At 63.0% G+C, this 25,748-nt stretch carries 24 protein-coding genes; 9 read left to right on the top strand and 15 right to left on the bottom strand.

Annotated features, from left to right (window positions below; genetic code table 11):
* Nucleotide 1: 1 nt before the first annotated feature.
* Genes upp through ACP15I_RS00435 form a run of 5 tightly spaced genes read right to left on the bottom strand, consistent with a single transcriptional unit; the run spans nucleotide 2 to nucleotide 4,515 of the window.
* Complete coding sequence (gene upp / locus ACP15I_RS00455) at nucleotides 2-634, bottom strand: uracil phosphoribosyltransferase (protein ID WP_424964873.1); 633 nt, start codon at nucleotides 632-634, stop codon at nucleotides 2-4.
* Nucleotides 631-1,626, bottom strand: a complete 996-nt coding sequence (locus ACP15I_RS00450; protein WP_424973424.1) for an adenosine deaminase — start codon at nucleotides 1,624-1,626, stop codon at nucleotides 631-633. Before ACP15I_RS00450 ends, upp begins: the two co-directional genes overlap by 4 nt.
* On the bottom strand, nucleotides 1,623-2,822 hold the full coding sequence (locus ACP15I_RS00445; protein ID WP_424973423.1) for a phosphopentomutase: 1,200 nt from the start codon (nucleotides 2,820-2,822) through the stop codon (nucleotides 1,623-1,625). Before ACP15I_RS00445 ends, ACP15I_RS00450 begins: the two co-directional genes overlap by 4 nt.
* The gene (locus ACP15I_RS00440; RefSeq protein WP_424973422.1) at nucleotides 2,819-4,126 is read right to left on the bottom strand and encodes a thymidine phosphorylase; all 1,308 of its coding nucleotides are present in this window, start codon (nucleotides 4,124-4,126) and stop codon (nucleotides 2,819-2,821) included. The genes ACP15I_RS00445 and ACP15I_RS00440 overlap by 4 nt, the downstream gene beginning before the upstream one ends.
* The gene (locus ACP15I_RS00435; protein WP_424973421.1) at nucleotides 4,123-4,515 is read right to left on the bottom strand and encodes a cytidine deaminase; all 393 of its coding nucleotides are present in this window, start codon (nucleotides 4,513-4,515) and stop codon (nucleotides 4,123-4,125) included. Before ACP15I_RS00435 ends, ACP15I_RS00440 begins: the two co-directional genes overlap by 4 nt.
* 186 nt (nucleotides 4,516-4,701) lie before the next feature.
* On the opposite strand from ACP15I_RS00435, the gene ACP15I_RS00430 reads away from it, so the two are divergent.
* The 4 genes from ACP15I_RS00430 (at nucleotide 4,702) to ACP15I_RS00415 (ending at nucleotide 12,089) form a co-directional block, all read left to right on the top strand.
* Nucleotides 4,702-6,987 carry an NADP-dependent malic enzyme gene (locus ACP15I_RS00430; RefSeq protein WP_424973420.1) on the top strand — a complete coding sequence of 762 codons (2,286 nt, stop codon included), beginning with the start codon at nucleotides 4,702-4,704 and terminating at the stop codon, nucleotides 6,985-6,987.
* A 147-nt stretch (nucleotides 6,988-7,134) separates the two neighbouring features.
* Entirely contained in the window at nucleotides 7,135-9,027 is a 1,893-nt protein-coding gene (gene prpE, locus ACP15I_RS00425; RefSeq protein ID WP_424973419.1) for a propionate-CoA ligase PrpE, read from the top strand.
* A 240-nt stretch (nucleotides 9,028-9,267) separates the two neighbouring features.
* Nucleotides 9,268-10,698 (top strand): response regulator, encoded by a 1,431-nt coding sequence (locus ACP15I_RS00420; protein WP_424964880.1) that lies wholly within the window; start codon nucleotides 9,268-9,270, stop codon nucleotides 10,696-10,698.
* Entirely contained in the window at nucleotides 10,695-12,089 is a 1,395-nt protein-coding gene (locus ACP15I_RS00415) for a sigma-54-dependent transcriptional regulator (protein WP_424973418.1), read from the top strand. Before ACP15I_RS00420 ends, ACP15I_RS00415 begins: the two co-directional genes overlap by 4 nt.
* Nucleotides 12,090-12,139: 50 nt before the next feature.
* Here ACP15I_RS00415 and ACP15I_RS00410 read toward each other — a convergent pair whose 3' ends face one another.
* On the bottom strand, nucleotides 12,140-12,907 hold the full coding sequence (locus ACP15I_RS00410) for an NAD kinase (protein WP_424973417.1): 768 nt from the start codon (nucleotides 12,905-12,907) through the stop codon (nucleotides 12,140-12,142).
* A 195-nt stretch (nucleotides 12,908-13,102) separates the two neighbouring features.
* Between ACP15I_RS00410 and glyA the strand changes: the two genes are divergently transcribed.
* Complete coding sequence (gene glyA, locus ACP15I_RS00405) at nucleotides 13,103-14,398, top strand: serine hydroxymethyltransferase (protein ID WP_424973416.1); 1,296 nt, start codon at nucleotides 13,103-13,105, stop codon at nucleotides 14,396-14,398.
* Nucleotides 14,399-14,420: 22 nt separating this feature from the next.
* On the opposite strand, the gene ACP15I_RS00400 is transcribed toward glyA, so the two are convergent.
* Nucleotides 14,421-14,810: a hypothetical protein gene (locus tag ACP15I_RS00400; RefSeq protein WP_424973415.1), complete on the bottom strand. Its 390-nt coding sequence runs from the start codon at nucleotides 14,808-14,810 to the stop codon at nucleotides 14,421-14,423.
* 96 nt (nucleotides 14,811-14,906) lie between these two features.
* On the opposite strand from ACP15I_RS00400, the gene ACP15I_RS00395 reads away from it, so the two are divergent.
* On the top strand, nucleotides 14,907-15,671 hold the full coding sequence (locus ACP15I_RS00395) for an alpha/beta fold hydrolase (RefSeq protein WP_424973414.1): 765 nt from the start codon (nucleotides 14,907-14,909) through the stop codon (nucleotides 15,669-15,671).
* A 367-nt stretch (nucleotides 15,672-16,038) separates the two neighbouring features.
* On the opposite strand, the gene ACP15I_RS00390 is transcribed toward ACP15I_RS00395, so the two are convergent.
* Genes ACP15I_RS00390 through ACP15I_RS00380 form a run of 3 tightly spaced genes read right to left on the bottom strand, consistent with a single transcriptional unit; the run spans nucleotide 16,039 to nucleotide 16,795 of the window.
* Nucleotides 16,039-16,335, bottom strand: a complete 297-nt coding sequence (locus ACP15I_RS00390; protein WP_424973413.1) for a hypothetical protein — start codon at nucleotides 16,333-16,335, stop codon at nucleotides 16,039-16,041.
* 35 nt (nucleotides 16,336-16,370) lie between these two features.
* Nucleotides 16,371-16,553: a hypothetical protein gene (locus ACP15I_RS00385; RefSeq protein WP_424964887.1), complete on the bottom strand. Its 183-nt coding sequence runs from the start codon at nucleotides 16,551-16,553 to the stop codon at nucleotides 16,371-16,373.
* 2 nt (nucleotides 16,554-16,555) lie between these two features.
* On the bottom strand, nucleotides 16,556-16,795 hold the full coding sequence (locus tag ACP15I_RS00380; protein ID WP_424973412.1) for a CTP synthetase: 240 nt from the start codon (nucleotides 16,793-16,795) through the stop codon (nucleotides 16,556-16,558).
* 105 nt (nucleotides 16,796-16,900) lie between these two features.
* Between ACP15I_RS00380 and ACP15I_RS00375 the strand changes: the two genes are divergently transcribed.
* Nucleotides 16,901-17,317, top strand: coding sequence for a VOC family protein (locus ACP15I_RS00375; protein ID WP_424964889.1), 417 nt, complete (start codon nucleotides 16,901-16,903; stop codon nucleotides 17,315-17,317).
* Nucleotides 17,318-17,442: 125 nt separating this feature from the next.
* Here ACP15I_RS00375 and ACP15I_RS00370 read toward each other — a convergent pair whose 3' ends face one another.
* The 5 genes from ACP15I_RS00370 to ACP15I_RS00350 form a co-directional block, all read right to left on the bottom strand.
* Complete coding sequence (locus ACP15I_RS00370; protein ID WP_424964890.1) at nucleotides 17,443-17,628, bottom strand: CTP synthetase; 186 nt, start codon at nucleotides 17,626-17,628, stop codon at nucleotides 17,443-17,445.
* A gap of 100 nt (nucleotides 17,629-17,728) precedes the next feature.
* Nucleotides 17,729-18,046: a TraR/DksA family transcriptional regulator gene (locus ACP15I_RS00365; protein ID WP_424973411.1), complete on the bottom strand. Its 318-nt coding sequence runs from the start codon at nucleotides 18,044-18,046 to the stop codon at nucleotides 17,729-17,731.
* A 334-nt stretch (nucleotides 18,047-18,380) separates the two neighbouring features.
* The gene (locus ACP15I_RS00360; protein ID WP_424973410.1) at nucleotides 18,381-19,736 is read right to left on the bottom strand and encodes an ATP-binding protein; all 1,356 of its coding nucleotides are present in this window, start codon (nucleotides 19,734-19,736) and stop codon (nucleotides 18,381-18,383) included.
* A 133-nt stretch (nucleotides 19,737-19,869) separates the two neighbouring features.
* A complete protein-coding gene (lepA, locus tag ACP15I_RS00355) occupies nucleotides 19,870-21,669 on the bottom strand; it encodes a translation elongation factor 4 (protein ID WP_424973409.1) in 1,800 nt (599 codons plus the stop codon).
* A 193-nt stretch (nucleotides 21,670-21,862) separates the two neighbouring features.
* A complete protein-coding gene (locus ACP15I_RS00350) occupies nucleotides 21,863-23,218 on the bottom strand; it encodes a hypothetical protein (RefSeq protein ID WP_424973408.1) in 1,356 nt (451 codons plus the stop codon).
* A gap of 396 nt (nucleotides 23,219-23,614) precedes the next feature.
* Between ACP15I_RS00350 and ACP15I_RS00345 the strand changes: the two genes are divergently transcribed.
* Complete coding sequence (locus tag ACP15I_RS00345; RefSeq protein ID WP_424973407.1) at nucleotides 23,615-24,361, top strand: MipA/OmpV family protein; 747 nt, start codon at nucleotides 23,615-23,617, stop codon at nucleotides 24,359-24,361.
* Nucleotides 24,362-24,680: 319 nt separating this feature from the next.
* Nucleotides 24,681-25,712, top strand: a complete 1,032-nt coding sequence (locus ACP15I_RS00340) for a Hint domain-containing protein (RefSeq protein ID WP_424973406.1) — start codon at nucleotides 24,681-24,683, stop codon at nucleotides 25,710-25,712.
* The last annotated feature ends 36 nt before the right edge of the window (nucleotides 25,713-25,748 follow it).

Raw genomic sequence — 25,748 nt, 5'->3', positions numbered from 1 at the left:
CCTATTTGGTGCCGAAGAGCCGGTCGCCCGCATCCCCGAGACCGGGCACGATATAGCCCTTCTCGTTCAGGTGACTGTCCACGGCGGCGGTGACCACGGGCACATCCGGATGGGCCTCTTTCATACGTGCCACCCCTTCGGGCGCGGCCAGCAGGCACAGAAAGCGGATATCCGTCGCGCCAGCCTCTTTCAGCAGATCAATCGCCGCCGCCGAGGAATTGCCCGTGGCCAGCATCGGGTCCACCGCGATCACCCGGCGTTCGGACAACGCGTCGGGAACCTTGAAGTAATACTGCACCGGCTCAAGCGTTTCCTCGTCCCGGTAGAGCCCGACAAAGCCGACCCGCGCCGAGGGGATCAGTTGCAACACCCCGTCAAGCAGACCGTTGCCCGCCCGCAGGATCGAGATCAGCGCGAGCTTCTTGCCCTCGAGCTTGGGCGCATCCATGGGCTGGATCGGCGTCTCGATCTGCTCGCTCTTCAGCGGCAGGTCGCGCGTGACCTCATAGGCCAGCAGCAGCGAAATCTCCTGCAGGAGGCGCCGGAACTCGGAGGTCGAGGTCGCCTTGTCCCGCATCAGGGTCAGCTTGTGCTGCACAAGCGGGTGATCGACGATTGTGCAATGCTCGGTCATGAGAGGTCTCCGAAAGTGGCGTCCAGTTTGGCGCGCAGGGTGGTCTTGGTCTTCGCGTCGCAGAAGGCGGCGTCGAGGGCGGTGTCGCTGATCGCGGCAAACTCGGGCAGGTCCCAGCCGAAATGATGGGCGAGGTTCTCGTATTCGCGGGACATGGTCGTGTGGAAAAACGGCGGGTCGTCGGTGCTGACGGTGACGGGCACGCCGGCCCGGCGCAGACGATCGATCGGGTGGTCGCGCCAGGCCTCGTAGACCTTGAGCGCGATGTTGGAGCCCGGACAAACCTCGAGCACGACACCGGCCTTGGCCAACGCTTCCATCAGGGCCGGATCCTGGATCGCGTGGACCCCGTGCCCGATCCGAGAAACCCCGAGATCCTGCCACGCGTCGCGCACCGATTGCGGCCCGCCCCACTCGCCCGCATGGGCGGTCAGGGCAAGCTCGGCCTCGCGCGCCATGTCGAACGCATAGGCGAAATCCTTGGGCGCGCCCATATTCTCATCCCCCGCAAGCCCCAGCCCGGTGATGAAATTGCCCGCCGTCTCGGCGGCACAGAGCGCGGTTTCCTTCGCCTTGTCCGGGCCGAAATGGCGGATGCAGGTGACGATCCCGCGCAGGACGATCCCGTCTGCAGCCTCAGCATCCCGGGCGGCCTCCTCGATCGCGGCCAGATAATCGCGCCAGGCGACCAGATCCCGCCCCCCGCAGAAATCAGGGCTGAGGAACGCCTCGGTATAGATCACACCCTCTGCGGCCGAGGCCGCCAGCACCGCCCGGGTCAGGCGGTAGAAATCCTGCGGCGTCTGCAAGACGGTGCAGGCAGCCTCATAGACCCGCAAGAAATCCACGAAATCCTTGTAGCGATAGGCCCCGGTCTCATCGAAGATACCGGTCAGGTTGACGTGTTTCTCGGCGGCCAGCTCGCGGATGACCTCCGGCGGGGCTGCGCCCTCCAGATGGAGGTGCAATTCCAGTTTCGGAAGCTCTTTCACGGCAAAAACACCTTGTCTTTTTCCAACATTTCCAACCCCAGATGCGCCGCCACACTGGCTCCGACATCCTGAAATCCAACATGACCGATGGATTTGGCCCCTACACCCCAGCCGATCACAGGGACCCGCTCGCGCGTGTGCTCGCTGCCCTGCCAGGTCGGGTCATTGCCGTGGTCGGCGGTAAAGATCGCCAGATCCCCGGGGCGCAGCGTGGCCAGAAACCGGGGCAAGGCGGCGTCGAACCATTCCAGCGCGCGGGCATAGCCCGACACGTCGCGACGATGGCCATAAAGGCTGTCGAACTCGACGAAATTTGCAAAGACCAGCGCACCCTCTTCGGCCACCTCCCCGGCAGCGATCAGCGCCTCCATCAGGGCCGCATCCGTGCCCTTGACCACGGTATCGATGCCCTGGCCCGAGAAGATATCCTTGATCTTGCCGATCGCATGGACCCGGCGACCGGCCTCTTGCGCCCGGTCGCAGAGCGTCGCCCCGGGTGGCGCGATGGCGTAGTCGCGGCGGTTCTGGGTGCGGGTGAACCCCTCGGCCTCGGAGCCGAGGAATGGACGCGCGATCACCCGCCCGACCTTCATCGCATGCAGCGTCGGCGCGAGCATCTCGCACAAGCTCAGCAGCCGCTCCAGCCCGAACGCCTCTTCATGGGCGGCGATCTGGAACACGCTATCGGCGGAGGTGTAGCAGATCGGCCAACCGCTGCGCATATGCTCCGCGCCGAGCAGAGAGATCACCTCGGTCCCCGAAGCATGGCCGTTGCAAAGCGTGCCCTCGGTGCCTGCTAGCGCGGCGGTCTGCGCCAGAAGATCAGCCGGGAAAACCGGATCGCTCGTGGGAAAGACGGTCCAGTCCCAGGGCACCGGCACGCCCGCCAGTTCCCAATGCCCCGTGGGCGTGTCCTTGCCCGGCGAGATCTCGGTCGCAGCCCCCCAGAGCCCCTGGGGCGTGGCGCCGAGCCCTGGCGCCTCCATCCCCGAGGCCAGCGTGATCGCCGCCCCAAGGCCAAGCCCATCCAGAACGGGCATGCGCAAGGGACCGCTGCGCCCCTCTTCGGCGCGGCCCTCGGCACAGGCTTGCGCGATATGGCCGAGCGTGTTCGCACCCGCATCTCCGAAGGTGGCGGCGTCCGGCGCCCCGCCGCAGCCGACACTGTCCATCACGATCAGAAAGGCCCGGGTCATGGTCCCACCTCGCCAAGAATGAGCGGTTGCGGCGTGAAATCCGCACCTATGGTGAACGCAGCTTGCAGCTCGGCCACGGCCCGGTCGGCGGCATCCTCGCGCGCCGCATGGACCCGTGCGAGGGGCTGACCCCGGGCGACCTCGGTGCCGAGCGGCAGGATCTCGGACAGGCCCACCGCCGGATCCACCCGGTCCGCTTCGGTCTGGCGCCCGCCGCCAAGGGACACAACGCTCCAGCCCAGCGCCCGCGCATCGCAGCCGTTGAGTACGCCTGCATGCGGCGCGGGCACCTCGCGCAGGATCGGCGCTTCGGGCAGTCCGGCGAGCCCTTGGGATACCACATCGCGCGGCCCGCCCAGCGCGGCGACCATCCGTTCGAACACCTCGGCGGCACGCCCGTCTCGCAGGGCTGTCTCGATCGCGGCGTCCCCGGCCGCCGTGTCATCGGCCAAACCGCCCAGCGACAGCAACGCCCCGCCCAGCGACACCGTGGCGGCTCGCAGGCGCGGGCTTGTGGCCTCTCCGCGCAGGATGCGCAGCACCTCGGCGAGCTCCAGCGCGTTGCCCGCCGCCGTCGCCAGCGACTGATCCATATCCGTCAGCAAGGCGCGCGTCGGGCAGCCTGCCCCATTGGCCGTCTCGACCAGCGCCTCGGCCAGCGCCTGTGCCGCTTCCGGCGTCGGCAAAAACGCCCCAGAGCCGCATTTGACATCGAGCACCAGCCCACCGAGCCCCGCCGCCAGTTTCTTGGACAGGATCGAGGCGGTGATCAGGTCGATACTCTCGACCGTGGCGGTCACATCGCGCACCGCATAGAGCCGCCGATCCGCCGGGGCGACCCGGCCTGTCGCCCCGACAATCGCACAGCCGGTCTCGGTCACAACCTTGCGCAGCTGCGCCTCGGAGATATTGGTGCGGTAGCCCTCAAACGCCTCGAGCTTGTCCAGCGTCCCCCCGGTATGGCCGAGCCCCCGTCCCGAGATCATCGGGACATAGGCTCCGCAGGCCGCCAACGCCGGCGCCAGCAAGAGCGAGACCGTGTCCCCGATCCCGCCGGTCGAATGCTTGTCCAGAACCGGCCCCGGCAAGTCCCAACTCAGGACATCGCCGCTGTCGCGCATGGCTTCGGTCAGGCGCACACGGCCCGACGGCCCCAGCCCGTTCAGAAGGGCAGCCATAGCAAAGGCCCCGACCTGCGCATCCGAAACCGACCCGTCCGCAAGCCCCATTGCAAAGCTCCGCAAGGCCCCCGCCGGCAGCGGGGTGCGATCGCGAACGGCCTCAATCACGGTGCGGGTGGTCAAGATCCCTCCAGATGGCCGGGATCGAACGCGCCTGGCAAAAGCTCGCCCAAGGTCATCGACAGCTCGGCCCCCGAGGTCGTGGCCATCAGCACCGGCACCTCCGCCGCGCCGAACTCCTTGAGCTTCTGACGGCAACCGCCGCAGGGCGGCACCGGATCCGGGCTGCCGGCGATCACCGCGACCTCGACCAGCGCGGTTTCACCGGCGGCAACCATGGCCGCGATTGCGCCCGCCTCGGCGCAAGTCCCTTCGGGATAAGCAACATTTTCCACATTGCACCCGGCATAAACGGCGCCGGAGGCACCGCGCACCGCCGCGCCAACCTTGAAATTTGAATAGGGCGCATAGGCCTTTTCACGCACCGCGCGAGCAGCGTCCAGAAGCTCCATTCCACACCCTCCTTGATCCGGAGCAAGAGTGCGGCGCGGCGCGGCGGTTTGCAAGCCCGCAACCGCAGCCTATGGTCGGCTCAGCCCCCTGAGTGGATCCGCCGCAAGCTGCGCAGAGGGATTTCCGTTCCCTAGGGGAATGAGATGGTTTAAGTCTAAACTAATTCGAGAATGGGGAGGGGTCCCGTGTCCACCAGCAAAGACGACAGCGCCCGCCAGGCGGCGCTTCACTATCATTCACATCCGCGTCCCGGCAAGCTGGAGGTCCGCGCCACCAAGCCGCTGGCCAACCAGCTCGATCTGGCGCGCGCCTATTCGCCGGGGGTGGCCGAGGCCTGTCTCGAGATCAAGGCAGATCCGAGCACGGCCGCCAAGTATACCGGGCGCGGCAACCTTGTCGGCGTGGTCTCGAACGGCACTGCGGTGCTGGGGCTGGGCAATATCGGCGGGCTTGCCTCCAAGCCGGTGATGGAAGGCAAGGCGGTCCTGTTCAAGAAATTCGCCAATATCGACTGTTTCGATATCGAGTTGAACGAGAAGGATCCCGAGAAGCTGGCCGAACTGGTCTGCGCGCTGGAGCCGACCTTTGGCGCGATCAATCTTGAGGATATCAAGGCCCCGGACTGCTTCATCGTCGAGAAGATCTGCCGCGAGAAGATGAACATCCCGGTCTTTCACGATGACCAGCACGGCACGGCCATCGTGGTCGGCGCGGCGGCCACCAACGCGTTGCGCGTCACGGGCCGGAAGTTCGAGGATCTCAAGATCGTCTCGACCGGCGGCGGCGCGGCGGGCATCGCCTGTCTGAACATGCTGCTCAAGCTCGGCGTGCGGCGCGAGAACGTCACGCTCTGCGACATTGCGGGCGTGGTATACAAGGGCCGCACCGAAGAGATGACGCCCCAGAAAGAGGCTTTTGCCCAGGACACCAAGGCGCGCAGCATCGATGAGGTGATCGGCGGCGCGGACATGTTCCTCGGCCTCTCGGCCCCTGGCGTCATCACGCCCGAGATGGTCGCCCGCATGGCCGACAAGCCGATCATCTTTGCCCTGGCCAACCCCACGCCCGAGATCATGCCCGAGCTGGTCAAGGAAACCGTCCCGGATGCGATCATCGCCACGGGCCGGACGGATTATCCCAACCAGGTCAACAACGTCCTGTGCTTTCCCTTCATCTTCCGCGGGGCGCTCGATGTGGGCGCGACCGAGATCAATGACGCCATGCAGCTCAGCTGCATCGAGGGGATTGCCGAGCTCGCCCGCGCCACGACCAGCGCCGAGGCAGCGGCGGCCTATCGCGGCGAACAGATGACCTTTGGCCCCGATTACCTGATCCCGAAACCGTTTGATCCGCGCTTGATGGGCGTGGTGGCCACCGCCGTGGCCCGGGCCGCGATCTCCTCCGGCGTGGCCGAGCGCCCGATCGAGGATCTCGAGGCCTACAAGGCGGCGCTGGACGGGTCGGTTTTCAAATCCGCCATGATCATGCGCCCGGTCTTCGATGCCGCGGCCCAAGCCGAGCGCAGCATCGTCTTTGCCGAGGGCGAGGATGAGCGCGTGCTCCGCGCGGCCAATGCGATGATCGAACAGACCACGGACAAGCCGATCCTGATCGGACGTCCCGAGGTGGTGATTGCCCGCTGCGAACGCGCGGGCCTGCCCATCCGCCCGGGCACGGATTTCGAACTGGTGAACCCGGAAAACGACCCGCGCTACCGTGAATACTGGGAGACCTATCACGGCATCATGGAGCGCAAGGGCGTGACCCCCGACATCGCCAAGGCCGTCCTGCGCACCAACACCACCGCCATCGCGGCGATCATGGTGCGGCGCGGTGATGCGGACAGCCTGATCTGCGGCACGTTCGGCCAGTATCTGTGGCACCTGAACTATGTCTGCGAAACGCTCGATGACGGTCAGGGCGGGCGCCACCCGGTGGGCGCGCTCAGCCTGATGATCCTCGAGGACGGGCCGCTTTTCATCGCCGACACCCATGTGCACGCCACCCCGACGCCCGAGCAGATTGCCGAGACCGTCTGCGGGGCGGCCCGCCATGTGCGCCGCTTCGGACTGGAGCCGAACATCGCGCTCTGCTCGCATTCGCAATTCGGCAATCTGGACATCGATTCCGGGCACCGGATGCGTGCGGCCATGCGGATCCTCGACGGCCAGAACGTGGATTTCTGCTATGAAGGCGAAATGCATACCGACAGCGCGCTCGATCCTGAACTGCGCGACCGGATCTTCCCCCATTCGCGGATGCAGGGCGCGGCCAATGTGCTGGTCTTCGCCAATAGCGATGCGGCCTCGGGGGTGCGCAACATCCTGAAGATGAAGGCAAACGGTCTCGAGGTCGGGCCGATCCTCATGGGGCTCGGCAACCGCGCCCATGTGGTCACCCCGTCGATCACCGCGCGCGGCCTTCTCAACATGTCCGCCGTCGCGGGCACGCCCGTGGCCCATTACGGCTAGGCTTTGGGCGGGCGCGGGTCCTCCCGCGCTGCCCTGCCCCGCGGGCACGCCCCTGCCCCGTCGCGTTTGCGCAATCAGTCGCAGGTCCGGGCCTTGCCCTCGCGGGGCCCCGCACTCAAGAATGCCCGCGACGTAGAGGAGGCCCACATGACCTATGCAAATACCTATGCCGCTTGGAAATCTGATCCTGAGGGGTTCTGGATGGACGCCGCGCAGGCCATTGACTGGGTGACCCCGCCGACCAAGGCCCTGAACGACGAAAACGCGCCGCTCTATGAGTGGTTCACCGATGCCGAGGTGAACACTTGCTACAATGCGGTGGACCGGCATGTGGAGGCTGGCAATGGCGACCGGGTCGCGATCATCTATGACAGCCCCGTCACCCATACCAAGCAAGAGATCACCTTTGCCGAGCTGCAGGAGCGGGTCGCAATGCTGGCTGGCGCGCTGCGCGCCAAGGGCGTGGAAAAGGGCGACCGGGTCCTGATCTACATGCCGATGGTGCCGCAGGCGCTGGAGGCTATGCTGGCCTGTGCGCGGCTGGGAGCGATCCACTCGGTGGTGTTTGGCGGCTTCGCGGCCAACGAGCTCGCCGTTCGGATCGACGATGCGACGCCCAAGGCGATCATCGCGGCCTCCTGCGGGATCGAGCCGGGCCGCGTGGTGCATTACAAGCCGCTGCTGGACGGGGCGATTGATCTGGCCGAGCACAAACCCGAGTTTACCCTGATCTTTCAGCGCGAGCAGGAGGTTGCCCATCTCGAAGAGGGGCGCGATTTCGACTGGCACGAAGCGCAGTTCGGGGTCGAGCCGGCGGAATGCGTTCCGGTCTCGGGCGATCACCCGGCCTATATCCTTTACACCTCCGGCACGACCGGCCAGCCCAAGGGCGTGCTGCGCCCCACGGCCGGGCATCTGGTGGCGCTGAACTGGACGATGAAGGCGATCTACAACGTGGAGCCGGGCGAGGTGTTCTGGGCCGCCTCCGATGTGGGCTGGGTCGTGGGCCATTCCTATATCTGCTACGGGCCGCTGATCCACGGCAACACCACCATCGTGTTCGAAGGAAAGCCCGTGGGCACGCCCGATGCGGGCACCTTCTGGCGCGTGATCTCCGAGCACAAGGTGACCTCGTTCTTTACCGCGCCCACCGCCCTGCGCGCGGTCAAGCGCGAGGATCCCAAGGGCGAGTTCATCGGCAAATACGACCTGTCGCATCTGCGCTGCATCTACCTCGCAGGGGAGCGCGCGGATCCGGACACCATCGAATGGACCATGGACAAGCTGGGTGTGCCGGTGATCGACCACTGGTGGCAGACCGAGACAGGCTGGGCCATTGCCGCCAACCCGATGGGGATCGAACATCTGCCCGTCAAGATCGGCAGCCCCTCGGTCGCCATGCCCGGCTATGACGTGCAGGTGCTGGATGAGGGCGGCCACCCGGTCGCGCCCGGCACCCTGGGCGCCATCGCGATCAAGCTGCCCCTGGCCCCCGGCACCCTGCCCAACCTGTGGAAGGCCGAGGCGCGCTTCGTCAAAAGCTATCTCACCACCTTTCCGGGCTATTACGAGACCGGGGATGCGGGCTATATCGACGAGGACGGCTATCTCTACATCATGGCCCGCACGGATGACGTCATCAACGTGGCCGGGCACCGCCTGTCCACCGGCGCCATGGAAGAGGTTCTGGCCAGCCATCCGGATGTGGCCGAATGCGCGGTGATCGGCGTGGCGGATGCCCTGAAGGGCCAGATGCCCATGGGGTTCATGTGTCTCAGCGCCGGGGTGAACCGGCCCCATGACGAGATCGTCGGCGAATGCGTCAAGCTCGTGCGCGAGAAGATCGGGCCGGTCGCGGCCTTCAAGCTGGCGACGGTCGTGGACCGCCTGCCCAAGACCCGGTCGGGCAAGATCCTGCGCGGGACCATGGTCAATATCGCGGACGGGACCGCCTGGAAGATGCCCGCGACGATCGATGATCCCGCCATTCTCGACGAGATCACGGAAGCGTTACAGCAGATGGGCTATCCGAAAGGGTAAAGTTTCCGCAGCGTTGGCTTTTGAAAGAACGTTTTTCGTTTTGTAAATCCGGCTTTCTGGCTTAGGTTTTGCGATACAACCCTGCGCTGAACATGATAAGCAGGGCTCAACGCGACCAACCGGCTGGATGACGCAAAACACGTGACCTCAGGGGATGCCACATTCGTTCGCACCGGAGACGGCCTGGCCGTCGCCGCGTCGGATCAAATCTCCATGCTGTCCCACGATGTGCGCGGGGCAATGTCTGACGTCATTGGAGGATTGCGTTTGGTGGATCTGGACGCGCTTGACCCCGAAACCCGTGCCCAGCTGGACCGCGTCCGATCCTCGGGCGAGGTGTTGGCCCGACTGGTCGAAGACATCCTGTCCTGGGCGAATGAGGGCCATGACGCGCCGCGCAACCCGGGACAGAAGTTGAGCCTCGGGCGGTTTCTCCATGATCTGGACTCGCGCTGGTCCGGGCGGGCCATCGCCTCGGATCTCGCCTTCGAGATGTCGATTGCCGATGACGTGCCCACGGTGGTGTCCCTCGATCGGGTCACGCTGGAACGGGTGCTGGGCAACCTGATCAGCAATGCGATGAAATATACCGAGCGCGGGAGCGTCCGTCTGGATGTCGCCCTGCTGCCCGGGCGGGATCTGCAGTTTCGGGTGCTGGATGACGGGCCGGGCTTTTCGGATTCCGCGCTGGCCCTTCTGTTCCAGCTGCGCGGGCGGCCGGACGACGCACAAAAGCCCGGCACCGGGCTGGGCCTGCACATCGCCAAGGAATTGTCGGATTCCATGGGGGCCCGGCTTCTGGTGTCGAACCGCGCCAAGGGCGGTGCGCTGGTATCGCTCAGCGTGCCGGAATTTGTCTGGACCCCGGGCGAAGCGACCCTTGAGCAAGGCGTGGTCCCCACCTTTGCGGGCAAGCACATTCTGGTGGCCGAGGATAACGAGACGAACCAGATCCTGACGACCCAGATGCTCGAAGCGATGGGCGCGACCTGTGACATCGCCGCCGATGGGGTCGCCGCGCTCGAGGCACTGGAAGAGCGGCGCTACGATCTGGCGCTGGTGGATATCGAGATGCCCCGGCTCAACGGGATCGAGGTGATCCGCACGATCCGGGCTCGCGAGGACGAGATCGCCAAGATGCCGCTTGTGGCGCTGACGGCTTATGTGCTGCGCTCGAACCGCGAGGCGATCTATCAGGCCGGAACGGATGCGATCATCGCCAAGCCGATCATGTCGCTGGAAAGCTTTGCGGAAACCCTCGGGCAATATCTCGGCGCGAGCCCGCCGCCCCTGTCTCAGAGCCAGGGCGATGGCACCCCGCTCGCCGATCGCAGCCGGTTTGAACGGCTGCTGGAAATCGCCGGAACCGAGGGCGCTGCCGAGCTTCTCACACGGCTGGCTGCAGATTTGCGTCGGGTGGACAGCAATCTGCGGGCGGCGATCCCGGTCATGGACCAATCGGCCCTGCGCGCCGAGACCCATGTGCTGATCTCGCTTGCGGGCGCGGTCGGCGCGGACCGGCTACATACTCTGGCCTCGACGCTGAACGCCGCGGCCCACCGAATGGATGAATGCGAAATCGTTACGCTGGGGAGCGAGGCGAAAACGCGGATCGACGAATTGTTGACAGTGATCGACCGCGAAGCCGCTGAAAGGACCACCTCTTCATGAGTGCGCCGCCTATCCTGCTGATCGAGGACACCCCCTCGCTGCAACTTGTTTACGACGCGATTATTCGTGGCGCCGGTCACAAGGTGACCTGTGCCGACACTGCCGATAACGGCCTGGCCGCCTTCAAGCGCGAAAAGCCGCGCGTGGTGGTGCTCGATCTGATGCTGCCGGATCGGGACGGGCTCGACCTGATGCGGGAATGCCTAGAACTGGCGCCCGAGGCGCGCTTCGTGGTGATTACCGCCAACGGCTCGATCAACCGCGCCGTCGAGGCGATGCGGGTCGGGGCCTATGAGTTTCTCGTCAAACCCTTTGACGAGGGCCGGTTCCTCGCCGCCATCGACAACGCCCTGCGCGATCAGGCCCGCCCCACCGGCGAGACGCCCGAAGTGCTCAGCGATTTCCGCGGCTTCATCGGCAGCTCGGAAGCGATGCAGGATGTCTATCGCCGGATCCAGTCCGTCAGCCGTTCCATGGCGACGGTCTTCATCACCGGCGAGAGCGGAACCGGCAAGGAGGTCTGCGCTCAGGCCGTCCATGACAGCTCGACCCGGGCAGAAAAGCCCTTCGTGCCGCTGAATTGCGGAGCGATCCCGTCGGACCTGCTGGAATCCGAGGTGTTCGGCCATTTGCGCGGCTCCTTCACCGGGGCGATTGCCGACAAGATCGGCGCAGCAGCGGCCGCGGATGGCGGCACGCTGTTTCTCGACGAGATTTGCGAGATGGATCTCAACCTGCAGACCAAGCTCCTGCGCTTTCTGCAAACCTCGACGATCCAGCCCGTGGGCGCGACCCGCGCCCGCAAAGTCAATGCGCGCATCATCTGCGCCACCAACCGCAACCCGCTGGAGGAGGTGCGCAAGGGCCGCTTCCGCGAGGACCTGTACTACCGGTTGCAGGTGGTTCCGATCCATCTGCCGCCCCTGCGCGAACGCGGCGATGACGTGATTTCCATTGCACGCCACGCGGTCCAGAGCTTCTCGAATGAGGAAGGGCGCAGCTTCAAGGGCCTCTCGCCCGAGGTCGAGCAGCTCTTCCGCACCCTGCCCTGGCCCGGGAATGTCCGGCAGGTCATCAATGTGATGCGCAATGTGGTGGTCCTGAATGATGGCCCGATGGTCACCCAGACCATGTTGCCGCTGGAGATCCTGCACCATCACGAGGCGATGACCAGCGGCGAGGATCCCCTGGCGGCGAACTCGCCGAACAAACCGGTGGTTTCGCTGGACGGGCTGGTGGGCCGGACAATGGCCGAGATCGAGCGCATGGTGATCGAAGAGACCATCGCCCGCCATGGCGGGTCCGTCCCCAAGGCGGCGCGGGTGCTCGACCTGTCACCCTCGACGATCTATCGCAAGCGCGAGAGCTGGATGAAGGACGCGGCGGAGTAGATCCGCGACGGAGCATAGCCAAGGCCCCGGCGCTCCGCCCTGCCCCCCGCCTAGACGAACTGTTCGCGGATCAGCCGCTCTTCGAGCCCATGGCCCGGATCGAACAGCAGACGGTGCCGCACGCTCGGCTCGCTCCGGATCTCGACCGAGACGACCTCGTGGTTCGAGCGGCTGTCAGCATCGGCCATGACCGGGCGCTTGCCCGGCTCCAGCACATCGAACCGCACCATGGCCGTTTTCGGCAGAAGCGCCCCGCGCCAGCGCCGCGGCCGGAAGGCCGACATGGCCGTCAGGGCCAGCACATCCGAGCCGATCGGCAGGATCGGACCATGGGCCGAATAGTTATACGCGGTGGAGCCCGCAGGCGTCGCCACCAGCGCCCCGTCGCAGACCAGCTCATCCATGCGCACCCGGCCATCCACCGAGATCCGCAGCTTGGCCGCCTGTGAACCCGCGCGCAGCAGGGCCACCTCGTTGATCGCCAGCGCCTCGACAATCGTCCCATCCGAGCCGATGGCCCGCATATGCAGCGGGTTGATCACCTCTTCGACCGCCTCCGCCAGACGCTCGGGCAGGCGCGCCTCGGAGTATTCGTTCATCATGAAGCCGATCGTGCCGCAATTCATGCCATAGACCGGCGCGCGCAGACCCTCGGTCGCGTGCAGGGTCTGCAGCATGAACCCGTCTCCGCCCAGGGCCACGATCACATCCGCCTCTTCGGGCGCCGTATTGCCATGGAGCGCCGAGAGCGCCGTGCGCGCAGCCTGAGCCACGGGCGCGCGGCTGGCGAGAAACGCAATCTTTTCGCGGCTTTGCATCGCGTGGGGCCTTTCGTTTCCAAAAGTGTTCGCCTGCGCGTGTCGGAAACACAAGGGTCTTATACGCGGCGTGCTCCCCTCTGTGCTGCGCCAAATCGCACCGGATACTCTTTCTCCCGGGCCCTGTTTGCTCTACATGGACCTCCACTACGGCACGTCGGTCGTGCCCCGCCCTAGACCAATGGAGCTGTCCAGATGAATGCACCGCACCGCGATTCCGGTTTCTTCACCGAGTCCCTTGCCACTCGGGATGCCGAGCTTTTTGGCGCGATCACCCAGGAGCTGGGCCGCCAGCGCGACGAGATCGAACTGATCGCGTCCGAGAACATCACCTCCGCTGCCGTGATGGAAGCGCAAGGCTCGGTGATGACCAATAAATACGCCGAGGGCTATCCCGGGCGCCGCTACTATGGCGGGTGCCAGTATGTGGACATCGCCGAGGATCTGGCCATCGACCGCGCCAAGCAGCTCTTTGGCTGCGGCTTTGCCAATGTGCAGCCGAACTCGGGCAGCCAGGCCAACCAGGGCGTGTTCACCGCGCTGCTGCAGCCCGGCGACACCATTCTGGGCATGAGCCTCGATGCCGGTGGGCACCTGACCCATGGCGCCCGTCCGAACCAGTCGGGCAAGTGGTTCAACGCGATCCAGTACGGTGTGCGCCAAGACACGCTGGACGTGGATTACGACCAGATCGCCGCCCTGGCCGCCGAGCATCAGCCCAAGATGATCATCGCCGGGGGCTCGGCCATCCCGCGCATCATCGATTTCGCCAAGATGCGCGAGATTGCCGACACGGTGGGGGCGTACCTGCTGGTGGACATGGCGCATTTCGCCGGGCTTGTGGCCTCGGGCCACTACCCCTCGCCCTTCCCCCATGCCCATGTGGCGACGACCACGACCCACAAGACCCTGCGCGGTCCGCGCGGCGGAATGATCCTGACCGATGACGAGGCGCTGGCGAAGAAGTTCAACTCCGCCATCTTCCCGGGCATCCAGGGCGGGCCGCTGATGCATGTGATCGCCGGCAAGGCCGTAGCCTTTGGCGAGGCGCTGCGCCCCGAGTTCAAGACCTATCAGGCGCAAGTGATCGAGAACGCTCAGGCGCTCGCCGATCAGCTGATGCAGGGCGGGCTCGACATCGTGACCGGCGGGACCGATACGCACCTGATGCTGGTGGACCTGCGCCCCAAGGGTGTGAAGGGCAACGCCACCGAGAAGGCTCTGGGCCGTGCCCATATCACCTGCAACAAGAACGGCATCCCCTTTGATACCGAAAAGCCGATGATCACCTCCGGCATCCGGCTGGGCTCGCCCGCGGGCACCACCCGGGGCTTCGGCACGCCGGAATTCCGCCAGATCGCCGACTGGATCGTCCGGGTCGTGGATGGCCTTGCGGCCAATGGCGAAGAGGGCAATGGCGAGGTCGAGGCGGCTGTGCGCGCCGAGGTGCTCGAGCTCTGCGGGCGCTTCCCGATCTATCCCAACCTCTGAACAGCAGAGGGTCCGCGCGGTCTCAGATGAGACCGCGCCAATGGGCCACGAACACGAACAGCGCGGCGAGGATCGCGAGGTTCACCACCACGCAGGCGGCGATGCCCAGCCAGTAGCGCTCCCGATCCCGCCTGGGGTTCAATCCATCGAGAAACCGGCGCGCCCGGGCGTGCACGTCCTGCATCTGTCCCAGATCGATCTGGCGATGCCAGTGGGGATGGCTCAGCCAGCTTTCGGCCTCGACCGCGGCCTGCAACTCTACCAGCATGGGTTTCGGCATAACGCCCTTCACCCGGCGCAGCGCCTCCGGCAGGTCCTTGGGTCGCGCGCGGAACTTGCGGCCGATCTCCTCGGCCAATGCGAGATTCGCATCGGGCAGGTCGTAGACGCTGGTGAGACGTGCGCGGGCCATGCCCAAGGCTATCTGCGGCAACCGCGCGCTTCAAGCGGGCTGGTTCTTGTCGCCTTGTCGCGATAGCACGGATCACAGGATATTTCGGAGACGGCAATGCTGAACACCCTGACCTATGGCGACGCCCCCGGCACCCCGCTCCTGATCGTTCATGGCCTCTTTGGCTCTGCCAAGAACTGGGGCGCGATCTCGAAACGGATGGCCGCCAGGCATCCGGTGATCGCCGTCGATCTGCGCAACCACGGTGACAGCGCCCATACCCCCACCCACAGCTATCCGGACCTTGCCGCGGATCTGGCAGAGGTGATCGATGCCCATGGCGGGCGCGCCCATGTGCTGGGCCATTCCATGGGGGGCAAGGCGGCCATGGTGCTGGCCCTGACCCAACCGGAAATGGTGGAAAGCCTGCTCGTCGCGGATATCGCGCCGGTCACCTATAACCGGACCCAGTCCGGCTTCATCGATGCCATGGAAGGCGTGGATCTCGCCACCGTGAGCAAGCGGTCGGATGCCGACAAGGCGCTCATGGCCTCTGTTCCGGACCTGCCCACCCGCGCTTTCCTGACCCAATCGCTGGATCCGCGGGCCGAGGGCGGTCCGCGCTGGCGGCTCAACCTTGCCACGCTGCGGGCCGAGATGCCCCTGATCATGGGCTTTCCCGAGATCTCCGGCCAGTATACCGGCCCGATGTTGTTCCTGCGCGGCGGAGCCTCCGACTATGTGCTGCCCGCCCATCAGGGCGAGATTAACCGGCTCTTCCCCACTGCCGAGATCGACGCGATCCCGGATGTGGGGCACTGGCTCCATGCCGAGGCGCCGGGCCCGTTCATCGACCGGCTCTCCGCCTTCCTCGACGCCTAGCCGTCATCAGTATCGGTATCGGGGATCTCTCCGCCAGGAGAGCGACAGAACTTGCGCCCGCTGTGGAACGAGACGCCTCGAGACCCTAAATCTCCTCGATCCCCATCATGAGATAAGGATCCGAGGCGCTCCAGCGCACGCAAGTTCTGTGCTGTCGGCGTTCAAGCTGAGAACGCTTACAGAAATGAGACACGCTGAGATCGGCAGGATCGGACACTTGTGCCGCAAGGGCACCCCCATCACTCCCTGTCCAGATCGACGCCAAGGCGAGCTTTTCAGCCCTGCTCAACATGTCTCCTGTACAGTTTAACTGACAGATGTTGATGCCACTTTGACATGGCGCAAGAAATGCCACGATTTCGCCGTTTTACGAGGGGCAATAGACCTCAACTGTCAGCATCACGAGATCCCCGTCCATGGTACTGCCAAGAACCGAACAGCCCAGTGTGGCCCCCACCGCATCGTAAAAGGCCCGGCGGAAATGGGTCCGCGACACTGGCCGGCTCGGGTTCATGCGGATGCCCCGCACCGAACGGCCGTTATAGTAGAGATCGAAGGTATAGCCCGCCTGCGTCACCCGCATCGCAGGCACCCCGCGATAGTCCAGCCCCGGGTTCGAACACCCGGCCAGAGCGAGACAGCATAGGATCAACGGCACGCGCATGGGCGCAAGGTGCGCCCATGCGCCTTAAGGTTCGGTTAACCGAGCTTGCGCCCCTGCAGCAGACGCCAGGCCACCGGCGCGGCGAGGAACATGCCCGTGACAACGGCCAATGCCACCACGGGCGCCGATGTCTCGCCAATCCCCACGGTCAGTACCCCGGACAGAAGGCCCAAAGTCGCCGCGAGCACGACAAAAATGACGGTAAATGCTTTCAACATGGTCAATCCTCTGTCTGATCCGGTCCGCCGAGCTTGCGCGCGGCAAACCAACTGAAGGGCGCTGCGATCACCGCGCCCAGCCCGGCGGCAAGGCCGAGCCCTGCCCCGCTGCTCACACCGCTCACCAAGGCCAGCACGACGCCGACCCCGGCGAGGGTCGGGGCGGTCAGGCTGAAGATGGTCACGGGCAGGCGATGCATAAGTATCCTCTCGATGGTCGCGTTGTTATGCAGGTGCAGCATGGCGCGCCTTGATCCATGTCAGATCCGCCCGTCGCGGTGCGCACACCAAGGCTGGGACGGGCAGCCCGTCCGTGTTAGGTTGACCGGAAAAGAGGAGGGAGTTCAATGGGCTGGTCCATTCATCACGTCAATCTGCAGGCCAGGGACGTGCGCCGGACGGCGGCGTTTTACCGCGATGTGCTGGGCATGACGGAACAGGACTGGGTGTTTCCCGAAACCCGCGGCTACCTGCCCGGCGACCCGGACAAGCTCGCCCTGCTGGGCGACGGGCGCGAAGGGCATACGGGCCTGCACCTGATCGCGCCGGACCCGGAGTTTGCCGAGAAGAACAACCTGATCCACAATCCCAGCGTCGGCGGCCATGTGGCGATCCATGTGGAGGATCTGCAAGGCGTGATCGACCGTTTGACCGCCGCCGGGATCCCGTTCTCGGTCACCGGCGAGTTCGCCATCCCGGGCCTGCGCCACGTCTATGTGGAGGACCCGGAGGGCAATCTCATCGAGATCAATGGCCGCGTCTGACCGCCAATGGCGCCGGGCCCGGCGCCCTCTCCGGACGCCCCCTGCCGCGGGGCTGCAACTCAGCAGCGAGCACCTGCGGATCCAGTAAACCGCAGGGCTCGCGCCTCAGGTTCCGGGGCCAAGGGTCAGGCGCGCGTGGTGATTGCGCGGGCCACCAGAACCGAGACCGGGATGCCGAGGCCAAATCCCAGCGCCGCCGACAGGATCACCGGCTGCGCGGTGGTGTAGCCTGCGGTGAGCGCTGCGACCATGAACGACCCTGCGAGCGTGGTGCCGATCAGGGCGTAGAGTATCAAGGCCAGACGGATCATCGGAAAACCCCTTCACTTTAGGTGTATTTGCGATGTTGATTTTACGAGATGAGTCCCCGATGCGTCTTTGATCTGCCGCAACTGCAGGCTGTTTAGGTGCTCAACGGCGCATGCAACCGGCGCAAAGCGGCGCGGTCGGCACCGCAAGCAACCGCGCCTCCGGGATCGGCTCCCGGCATTTCAGGCAAGTGCCATAAATCCCATCCGCAATCCGGTGCAGCGCCGCATCAATCCGTGACAACTCCGCCTGCTCCGCATGGCCCAACGCTTCGAGAACCTCATCCCCCTGCCGCTCCGACGCGCGGTCTTCCCAATCCTTCGGGGCGGCAGCGTCCAAAGACGTTTCGATCCGGCTCAGGTCCCCGACAATCTCAGCCCGACGGGCGCGGAGGGTCTCTTCAGCGGCGGTGATATCCATGGCAGTTCTCCTCTCAGAGAGGAGTGTGCGGGAAGGCTAGGTTAGGGGGTATGATTTGGGTCAAGATCGGCTTTGAAGTGCACTGTCCTCAGATCAGAAGACGCCCGAACTGAGGGGGGCCGCGCCGGTCCGGGCTCCAGTCCGGCGAAAGCTTCAGTGGACCTTTCGAGGCTCGGACGGGCGGAGCCCCGGGGGTGTGTGTTGCTGGTGGTATCGACTGATCATAGGGCGCGCCCGAACCGAGGGGTGGGCGAGAAGCGCCCGCCCCGTGGGGGCGGTTCGGGCGCTGCCCGGCGTGATGCCGGGCGAAAGAATGCTATTGCTCGTGGCGATTTTACTTTAATCGATACGCAGTAGCCCGGCCTCGTCTTTCAGGGATACGCTCAATTATGCCTGCATCCATCATACGCTCGAATACTCTTTTAATTTTATTCTCACTTCCCTCACGGCAAATATCACGTGCTTTTGAATTATTAATCTCAGCATTTTTCTCGAGGTAATCTTGAATCAATTGCTCTGGCGACGCTAGCTTCTCATGATACAACGCAACAGTAACCCCTGCTTCCGTTTCATAAATTACAGGATCACGGAGTTTAAGACCTCGCATTTTTTCAAAAGTCGTGTTGAGACCTTCACCGATATCTTTGTTTGGAGCATTTGAAAACTTATTTGTTATTCTCACTATTTTTGGATTCCGAGCAAATCTTTCCTTAAGAATATTTTTAGGAGTAACATATCCCGGTAGCTTTCCCGGACTGAAAACCTCCACTCTATTATCAAATATTCGAATATGAACTTCATCATTTATGCTATAATCTCTATGCAATACAGCGTTAGTGAGGACCTCATGTATCGCCTCCTCGGGATAGACAATTGCTTCAAGGCCTGAAGTTCCAACTTTCGGAATATCTTGAACTACTGCCTTGACCGTCTCAACAGCCTTGGAGATTAGGTTGACTACCGGGCCTTCGACTGTAACTGGGTCGAAGGCAAGTGTATCGCGCGTTCCTTCAGCCTCGACCGTCTTATAGCGGTAAATTTTCACACCAGACTTTGGCAAAGCAATCTGCGGTTCTTCGGAAAAAAGCATGCATGCCGCTACCGTTGCTTTTTCATCAACCACTAGCCTTTGTTTTCTTAACCATGTGTTTGGTTCAGGGTGCGGCACAATATTCAGACTAAACTCAATGATGCCGGTAGAGTTCTGAACGTCAGCCAGCAAGTGGTTCAGTCGCTCATCCTCATAGGAGTGAACTCCCTTCGAATATTCAAGCCTCCTTATCGCTTCACTACTTGCAAGCTTCCTATTTTGAGCACCAAATCGCCGATATGGCGAACCACTTGTGGCATACTTTATATCAGGCGTTCTCGAAATCTCAATTTTAAGGACAAGGTTCGGTATGTTTTCCCCACGCAGGAACACACAGTTCACGTAGTCCTCGACCGGAAACATTTCATAAACTAGAGACGCGACCGGATTAGCCGCTTCAATATTTTCGAATCCGAACCATGTTTTATCATCTTCAATTCCAATGAAGATCTCCCCTCCATCAGTATTAGCAAAAGAAGAGAGGCTTTGTGAAAGCTTTGCGGGCGCTATCCTCGCCGACTTAAAATCGAGCCTTTGCCCTTCGTCAAGGACGAGCAAGCGCCCAACTTCATCGACCGAAATCTCGACAACCTCAAACATAGTCCCCGCCCATCATAACCAACTCTCAGAGCTAAGCTGCAGGGAAATACCTAGTGCCGTCAACCATAGGGGAACGCCTAGTGTTCTAAACTATGCCACCCACCGCATTTCATATAGGCCTAAAGTGGATAGCCTAGCCATCCATTTTCAATGCGCTTATAAACGCTTCCTGCGGGATATCCACCTTCCCGAACTGGCGCATCTTCTTCTTGCCCGCCTTCTGCTTCTCCAGCAGTTTCTTCTTCCGGGTCACGTCGCCGCCATAGCATTTCGCGGTCACGTCCTTGCGCAGTGCGGCCAGCGTCTCGCGCGCGATGACTTTGCCGCCGATGGCCGCCTGGATCGGGATCTTGAACATGTGGCGCGGGATCAGGTCCTTGAGCTTTTCGCACATGGCCCGCCCGCGCATCTCCGCACGGTCCCGGTGCACCATGGTCGAGAGCGCGTCCACCGGCTCGTCATTCACCAGGATTGACATCTTCACCAGATGGTCCTGCCGGTAGTCGAGCATCTGGTAGTCGAAGCTCGCATAGCCCTTGGTCACGGATTTCAGCCGGTCGTAGAAGTCGAATACCACCTCGTTCAGCGGCAGGTCATAGACCACCATCGCGCGGCTGCCCGCATAGGTCAGGTCCAGCTGGATCCCCCGCCGGTCCTGGCAGAGCTTGAGCACATCGCCGAGATAGTCATCCGGCACGAGGATCGTCGCCTTGATCCGCGGCTCCTCCAGATGGTCCACATGGGTCAGGTCCGGCATGTCGGCGGGGTTGTGCAGCTCGATCATGGAGCCGTCACGCATATACACATGGTAGATGACCGAGGGCGCTGTGGTGATGAGCTCGATATTGTACTCGCGCTCGATCCGGTCGCGGATCACCTCCAGATGCAGGAGCCCGAGGAAGCCGCAGCGGAAGCCGAAACCGAGGGCGGCCGAAGTCTCCATCTCGTAGCTGAAGGAGGCGTCGTTCAGGGCGAGCTTCTCGATCGCGTCGCGCAGGTCCTCGAACTCCGCATTGTCCACCGGGAAGAGGCCACAGAACACCACGGGCTGGGACGGCTTGAACCCCGGCAGCGGGTCGGTCGTGCCCTTCTTTTCATGGGTGATCGTGTCGCCGACGCGGGTGTCTCGCACCTGCTTGATCGAGGCGGTCAGGAACCCGATCTCGCCGGGGCCGAGCGCGTCGACGGGCTGCATCTCGGGGCGGAAGACACCGACCCGGTCCACATGGTGCACCGACCCGTTCGACAGCATCTTGATCCGCTCGCCCTTCTTGAGGGTGCCGTCGATGATCCGCACCAGAACGATCACGCCGAGATAAGCGTCATACCAGCTGTCCACCAGCATCGCCTTGAGCGGCGCGTCCACATCGCCCGCGGGGGCAGGCAGTTCCGTGACAATCGCCTCCAGCGTCTCGCGGATCCCGACGCCGGTCTTGGCCGAGACCTGGATCGCGCCAGTGGCATCAATGCCGATCACATCCTCGATCTGCTCGGCCACCCGGTCGCAATCGGAGGCCGGCAGGTCGATCTTGTTGAGCACCGGAACGATCTCGTGATCCGCCTCGATGGCCTGATAGACATTGGCCAGCGTCTGCGCCTCGACCCCTTGCGTGCTGTCCACCACCAGAAGCGAGCCCTCCACCGCGCGCATGGAGCGGCTGACCTCATAGGCGAAATCCACATGGCCCGGGGTGTCGATCAGGTTCAGGACATAATCCTGCCCATCCTCGGCGGTGTAATCGATCCGCACGGTGTTGGCCTTGATCGTGATCCCCCGCTCGCGCTCGATATCCATACTGTCGAGCAGCTGGGCCTTCATATCCCGGTCCGCCACGGTGTTCGTCTCCTGGATGAGACGGTCCGCCAGAGTGGATTTGCCGTGGTCGATATGAGCCACGATGGAGAAGTTCCGGATATGCGCGAGATCGGTCATGGGAAGGGATATGCGGCGGTTTGAGGGGGTTGGCAAGTGGGCTCGTTCCCATCCGCAGATCAGCAGTTCGAAGGCGGCATGTCTCAGTTTGTGCAGCTACCGTAGTTTTCGCAAAACTGCGTATCGCTTTAACTACGGTTCACTCCTCCGAACAGGAAATAGATTCTTCGATTAAAGGCAGGCCGAACGAATACTAGGCGTCGAAGTCTTCGGCATCGTCATGAATCGCCTCTGTACTAACGTCTTCGCTAGATTTCTTATCCCTTATTTTTGGTGCAGACTTTCTCCATGCTGATAGGTTTGAGCCCACTCTTCCATAAAAATCAGGCACGATGGTTTCGAGTTCAGAGATAAAATTTACCTGTTGTGCAAACCGCGCCCCCAGTTGCCTAGACAATACTGCCTCGAACCTGTGAGCCACTAGATGCTTTTTGTCTTCATCACAACAATCAGGATTTTCCCTAAGCACAGAGAGCGGGTGTTGAGTAGGCTCGCTATTTCCGGGCCATAGCAATCGAATATAGATATCGGTCTCGTCTTCAACTTTTATTTGCCTCAACAGCCAGTTGAGCCGAGCTTTCGTAGATTTCTTATCCTCAGGTGCACGGAGGGCCATCGAAACATCAATGGAGCGCCTTGCAAGGTTCGCTTTTACTTCGAGGGGAGCGGCCGCGTCAGGTACTGAAAAGCTTACTCGAAGTTCTTGGCATTCTTTGAGCTGTTTGGCTTCATCTTTAAGCCGCGCAGAAGGATCTCCAGCGTGCTTCCGTGGGAGTTTCTCGGAAACAGGCGTCTCGGTCAGCCGGCTCAAAATCAAAGCAAGATCTTTGGTCTCCTGATGCCATGCTGACAGCGTCGCTTCAGCTTCCTGCGACTTCAGCGGAATAGTACCGCCACTCGTAACATGCCGGTTTAGCTCGGTCCATTCGCGAGGCATCCGGTCAAATCCTTTGACCCCCGCGCTCTCATGGCTCAAGAAACGTCGAAGTTCATTGAGCAAAAGCAGTTGATCTCGATCCTCTACGGCACTTTTACTAACCAGAAGATCCGCCTTGGTCAGAATTGTCATCCATGAGAAATGATAAACAGGGACCTTTGATCGACTTTTCCTAACATCCTCTATCGGATGACTGCTGGGTGATGTCGCAAACTGGTTTGAGATCGTGATAACACAATCGATTCCATTCTCTTTTGCCAAACTCCGATAGCGCTCTATCTGGCTAGCGTCTAAGCCGTTATTCCCAACCTTTGCTTCGACCAAGGCGCGCCACTCACGTTTTCCAGTTGCGACCACGACCAAACCATCGGGTCTATCCTTGATATTTTCATTCTGCCTCTCGAAAACAACTTCTGTATAGGCATCCAGCCTTGCTCTGACACCAATTTTAACTCCAATCTCGCCCAAGATAGACGCTCCGAATTCGTGAACCCTTGCCATGCAAGACAATACAATTGATGTAGTACGCCCTTCTTTAGAGACCGTGGAGAGCACTGGAAACAAGCGAGCCTGCTCGCCCTGAACTAGATAGCTTGGCCGGATTTCGCTCATAATTCTTCCCATCTGAAGGTTCGCACTCAGCGTAGTCACTGTATTGATAACAGTTTATCTGGCAACGCACCAAGCCTCCTCGTCGCCTACTGGCAAAGATACGGGGGTCAGAGTTTGAGCGCATTTCTGCACTCTAGCTGGTGAATAAGTTGAAGCATCTCAAAAGCCAGCGCTATCAGTGGCATTATCAGCAACACGGATAACCTTGAAGTCTCCGCTCCGGCAAAATCTGGCACGGAATAGCTCGCAGTTCTTCCGGAGACTGTTCAAAAACCAGTCCCTCGCCTTCAGCCTAGCACGGCATCTCATAACACTCCGAACCTAACACTCGACATGTGAACTCCGCGGGCCATCTCCTTGCAGGACAAGGCTTTTCGAATCGGATAGACTGTTTCCATGTTCCGGACGATCTCCCTCTTGGCCCTTGGGGCCGCTCTTGCTCAGCCAGCGCTTGCGCAGGAGGCTGGCGGTCGGCCGGACGGGTGGTCTCTGGGCGGGCTCGTGGCGGCGGATACCAATCCTTATATCGGGCAAGGCTCAGACGTGATCCCCCTGCCCCTGTTCCGCTATGCCAATGGCCCGTTCGAGCTCAGCACGAACGGGCTCAGCTATGATGTTCTGGATCTCGGGGCCTTTGACGTCTCGGTGGCGGCTCGGCCGCGCTTTTCCGGACTGATCTCGACCGATGGTCCCGAGCTGAACGGGATCGACCGCGAGGTGACCGGCGATGTGGCGCTCGAGCTGCGCTATGATCTCGGGCGGCTCTATGCGGGCGCGGATATTCGTCAGGAATTCACCGGCGAGCATGACGGGCAAGAGGCGCGCTTTCGCTTCGGCCTGCGCCAGGCCCTCGGCCCGGTGCGGCTCGACTGGTCCGCCGGTGCGGCCTGGCAGAGCGGCGATCTGAGCCGCTATGTCTGGGGCGTGGGGTCGGACGAGGCCCGGGTCGGGCGCGACGCCTATGACCCCGGCGATGTGGTCGTCCCCTTTGTCGGCCTGCGCGGCGTGATGCCCATCGGCGAGAACTGGTCCATCCTCGGCACCCTGCGCGCGGATTTCCTGCCGGACGCGGTCACCGACAGCCCGATCATCGAGGATGACACGCTGGTCTCCGGCGGGCTCGGGGTGGAATTCCGCTTCTGACGCAACGCTTCTCTTGATTTGCCCGCAGGCCGCGTCATGCTCCGGTCCGAGGGAGGATTGGGAACAGCAGGCGGCACCGTCTCGCGCAGACTTGCGCGGAGACTTGCCCGCAAAGCACAGAACACTTGCCCGCGAAAGCAACGGGTTAACGCCGCATAGCGCTGGCCACGCCCCTGAAATCCGGGCGCGCCCGGGGCAGGATCGGCGGATTCCCGTCTCGCGACCACTAAATGTTGAGTTGCTCTTGCACACCCGCTTTCTACCTGAGATTGTACAACCCAAGACGCGCCCGCCAAACGCGCCAGAGAATTGAGACCGGATGCCGGACAGAGATCTCATCGCCATCGACAACGAGGCCCTGCTGATCGCCTCCGGCAGCCCCTCGGGCACGCCCGGCAACCCGATCATCAACAACTCCGACACGCCCAACGGCACGGTCTTCGAATATGTCGGCGGCTTCACGCCGGTCACTGTGGTGATCGATGACCGGCCGGGCCGGGGCTCCAACCCCAACATTCTCGAAGACGACCAGCCCAACCGCCACCGGGTGGTCGATGGCGGCGGGTTGGTGGATGAGGGCACCCGCGTGGAATCCGAGAGCCGGATCGACCTGCGCGCCCTCAACGACCAGGGCCAGCCCACCGGCCCCCTGATCAGCGTCTATGTCTTCTCCAAGGACGGGCAGACCTCGGATATCTGGGGCATGGGCCTGACCCAGCCCCTGATCCCGGGCAAATCCTATGTGAAGATCTCGGGCTCAAACAATGGCGACATCCGCTATGACCAGTTCGTGCCCTGTTTCACCGCCGGAACCCTGCTGCGCACACCGGACGGCCCCCGCGCGATCGAGACCTTGCGCAAGGGCGACCGGATCTGGACCGACGCGACCCCCGAGGCCGTGATCCGCTGGGTCGGCGCGCGCCGCGTGGACGGCACCGGCGATCTCGCCCCGATCCGCTTCGCGCCCGGCGCGCTCGGCAACAGCCGCACCCTCTTCGTCTCGCCCGCCCACCGGATGCTGATGCGCACATGGCAGGCGGAGCTGCTCTTCGGCCTGCCCGAAGTGCTCGTCGCCGCCAAGCACCTGACCGCCCTGCCCGGCGTCACCCGCGCCCCGCAAGCCTCGGTCACCTATTGCCACCTGCTGGTGGACGGCCACGCGATCGTGGAGGCCGAGGGCTGCCTCTCCGAGAGCCTCTATCCCGGCGAGGTCGCCCAGGACGGGCTCGACTGGATGGCCCAGCTCGAACTGCGCCAGATTTTCCCCGAGCTCTTCGCCCAAGGCCCCGGCACCACCGCCGCGCCCTGCCTGCGCGCCCACGAGGCCGCCGCCCTGCTGGGTGCGGGCTGAAGGACCGCTTGGCAGGGCGATGTCCCAGCCATAGGC

Origin of the sequence: Dinoroseobacter sp. S124A, assembly GCF_049801015.1 — a bacterium.
Taxonomy (GTDB): domain Bacteria; phylum Pseudomonadota; class Alphaproteobacteria; order Rhodobacterales; family Rhodobacteraceae; genus Dinoroseobacter.
Note: the sequence above shows the minus strand (reverse complement) of the source record. Positions and strands in the feature narration are given on the sequence as shown.

What these genes read in the sequence shown, in the direction of transcription:
- upp (WP_424964873.1), bottom strand. Translation starts at nt 634, where the DNA reads ATGACCGAGCATTGCACAATCGTCGATCACCCGCTTGTGCAGCACAAG.
- ACP15I_RS00445 (WP_424973423.1), bottom strand. Translation starts at nt 2,822, where the DNA reads ATGACCCGGGCCTTTCTGATCGTGATGGACAGTGTCGGCTGCGGCGGG.
- ACP15I_RS00435 (WP_424973421.1), bottom strand. Translation starts at nt 4,515, where the DNA reads ATGGAGCTTCTGGACGCTGCTCGCGCGGTGCGTGAAAAGGCCTATGCG.
- prpE (WP_424973419.1), top strand. Translation starts at nt 7,135, where the DNA reads ATGACCTATGCAAATACCTATGCCGCTTGGAAATCTGATCCTGAGGGG.
- ACP15I_RS00420 (WP_424964880.1), top strand. Translation starts at nt 9,268, where the DNA reads ATGTCTGACGTCATTGGAGGATTGCGTTTGGTGGATCTGGACGCGCTT.
- ACP15I_RS00415 (WP_424973418.1), top strand. Translation starts at nt 10,695, where the DNA reads ATGAGTGCGCCGCCTATCCTGCTGATCGAGGACACCCCCTCGCTGCAA.
- ACP15I_RS00410 (WP_424973417.1), bottom strand. Translation starts at nt 12,907, where the DNA reads ATGCAAAGCCGCGAAAAGATTGCGTTTCTCGCCAGCCGCGCGCCCGTG.
- glyA (WP_424973416.1), top strand. Translation starts at nt 13,103, where the DNA reads ATGAATGCACCGCACCGCGATTCCGGTTTCTTCACCGAGTCCCTTGCC.
- ACP15I_RS00400 (WP_424973415.1), bottom strand. Translation starts at nt 14,810, where the DNA reads ATGGCCCGCGCACGTCTCACCAGCGTCTACGACCTGCCCGATGCGAAT.
- ACP15I_RS00395 (WP_424973414.1), top strand. Translation starts at nt 14,907, where the DNA reads ATGCTGAACACCCTGACCTATGGCGACGCCCCCGGCACCCCGCTCCTG.
- ACP15I_RS00390 (WP_424973413.1), bottom strand. Translation starts at nt 16,335, where the DNA reads ATGCGCGTGCCGTTGATCCTATGCTGTCTCGCTCTGGCCGGGTGTTCG.
- ACP15I_RS00385 (WP_424964887.1), bottom strand. Translation starts at nt 16,553, where the DNA reads ATGTTGAAAGCATTTACCGTCATTTTTGTCGTGCTCGCGGCGACTTTG.
- ACP15I_RS00380 (WP_424973412.1), bottom strand. Translation starts at nt 16,795, where the DNA reads ATGCTGCACCTGCATAACAACGCGACCATCGAGAGGATACTTATGCAT.
- ACP15I_RS00375 (WP_424964889.1), top strand. Translation starts at nt 16,901, where the DNA reads ATGGGCTGGTCCATTCATCACGTCAATCTGCAGGCCAGGGACGTGCGC.
- ACP15I_RS00370 (WP_424964890.1), bottom strand. Translation starts at nt 17,628, where the DNA reads ATGATCCGTCTGGCCTTGATACTCTACGCCCTGATCGGCACCACGCTC.
- ACP15I_RS00365 (WP_424973411.1), bottom strand. Translation starts at nt 18,046, where the DNA reads ATGGATATCACCGCCGCTGAAGAGACCCTCCGCGCCCGTCGGGCTGAG.
- ACP15I_RS00360 (WP_424973410.1), bottom strand. Translation starts at nt 19,736, where the DNA reads ATGTTTGAGGTTGTCGAGATTTCGGTCGATGAAGTTGGGCGCTTGCTC.
- lepA (WP_424973409.1), bottom strand. Translation starts at nt 21,669, where the DNA reads ATGACCGATCTCGCGCATATCCGGAACTTCTCCATCGTGGCTCATATC.
- ACP15I_RS00350 (WP_424973408.1), bottom strand. Translation starts at nt 23,218, where the DNA reads ATGAGCGAAATCCGGCCAAGCTATCTAGTTCAGGGCGAGCAGGCTCGC.
- ACP15I_RS00345 (WP_424973407.1), top strand. Translation starts at nt 23,615, where the DNA reads ATGTTCCGGACGATCTCCCTCTTGGCCCTTGGGGCCGCTCTTGCTCAG.
- ACP15I_RS00340 (WP_424973406.1), top strand. Translation starts at nt 24,681, where the DNA reads ATGCCGGACAGAGATCTCATCGCCATCGACAACGAGGCCCTGCTGATC.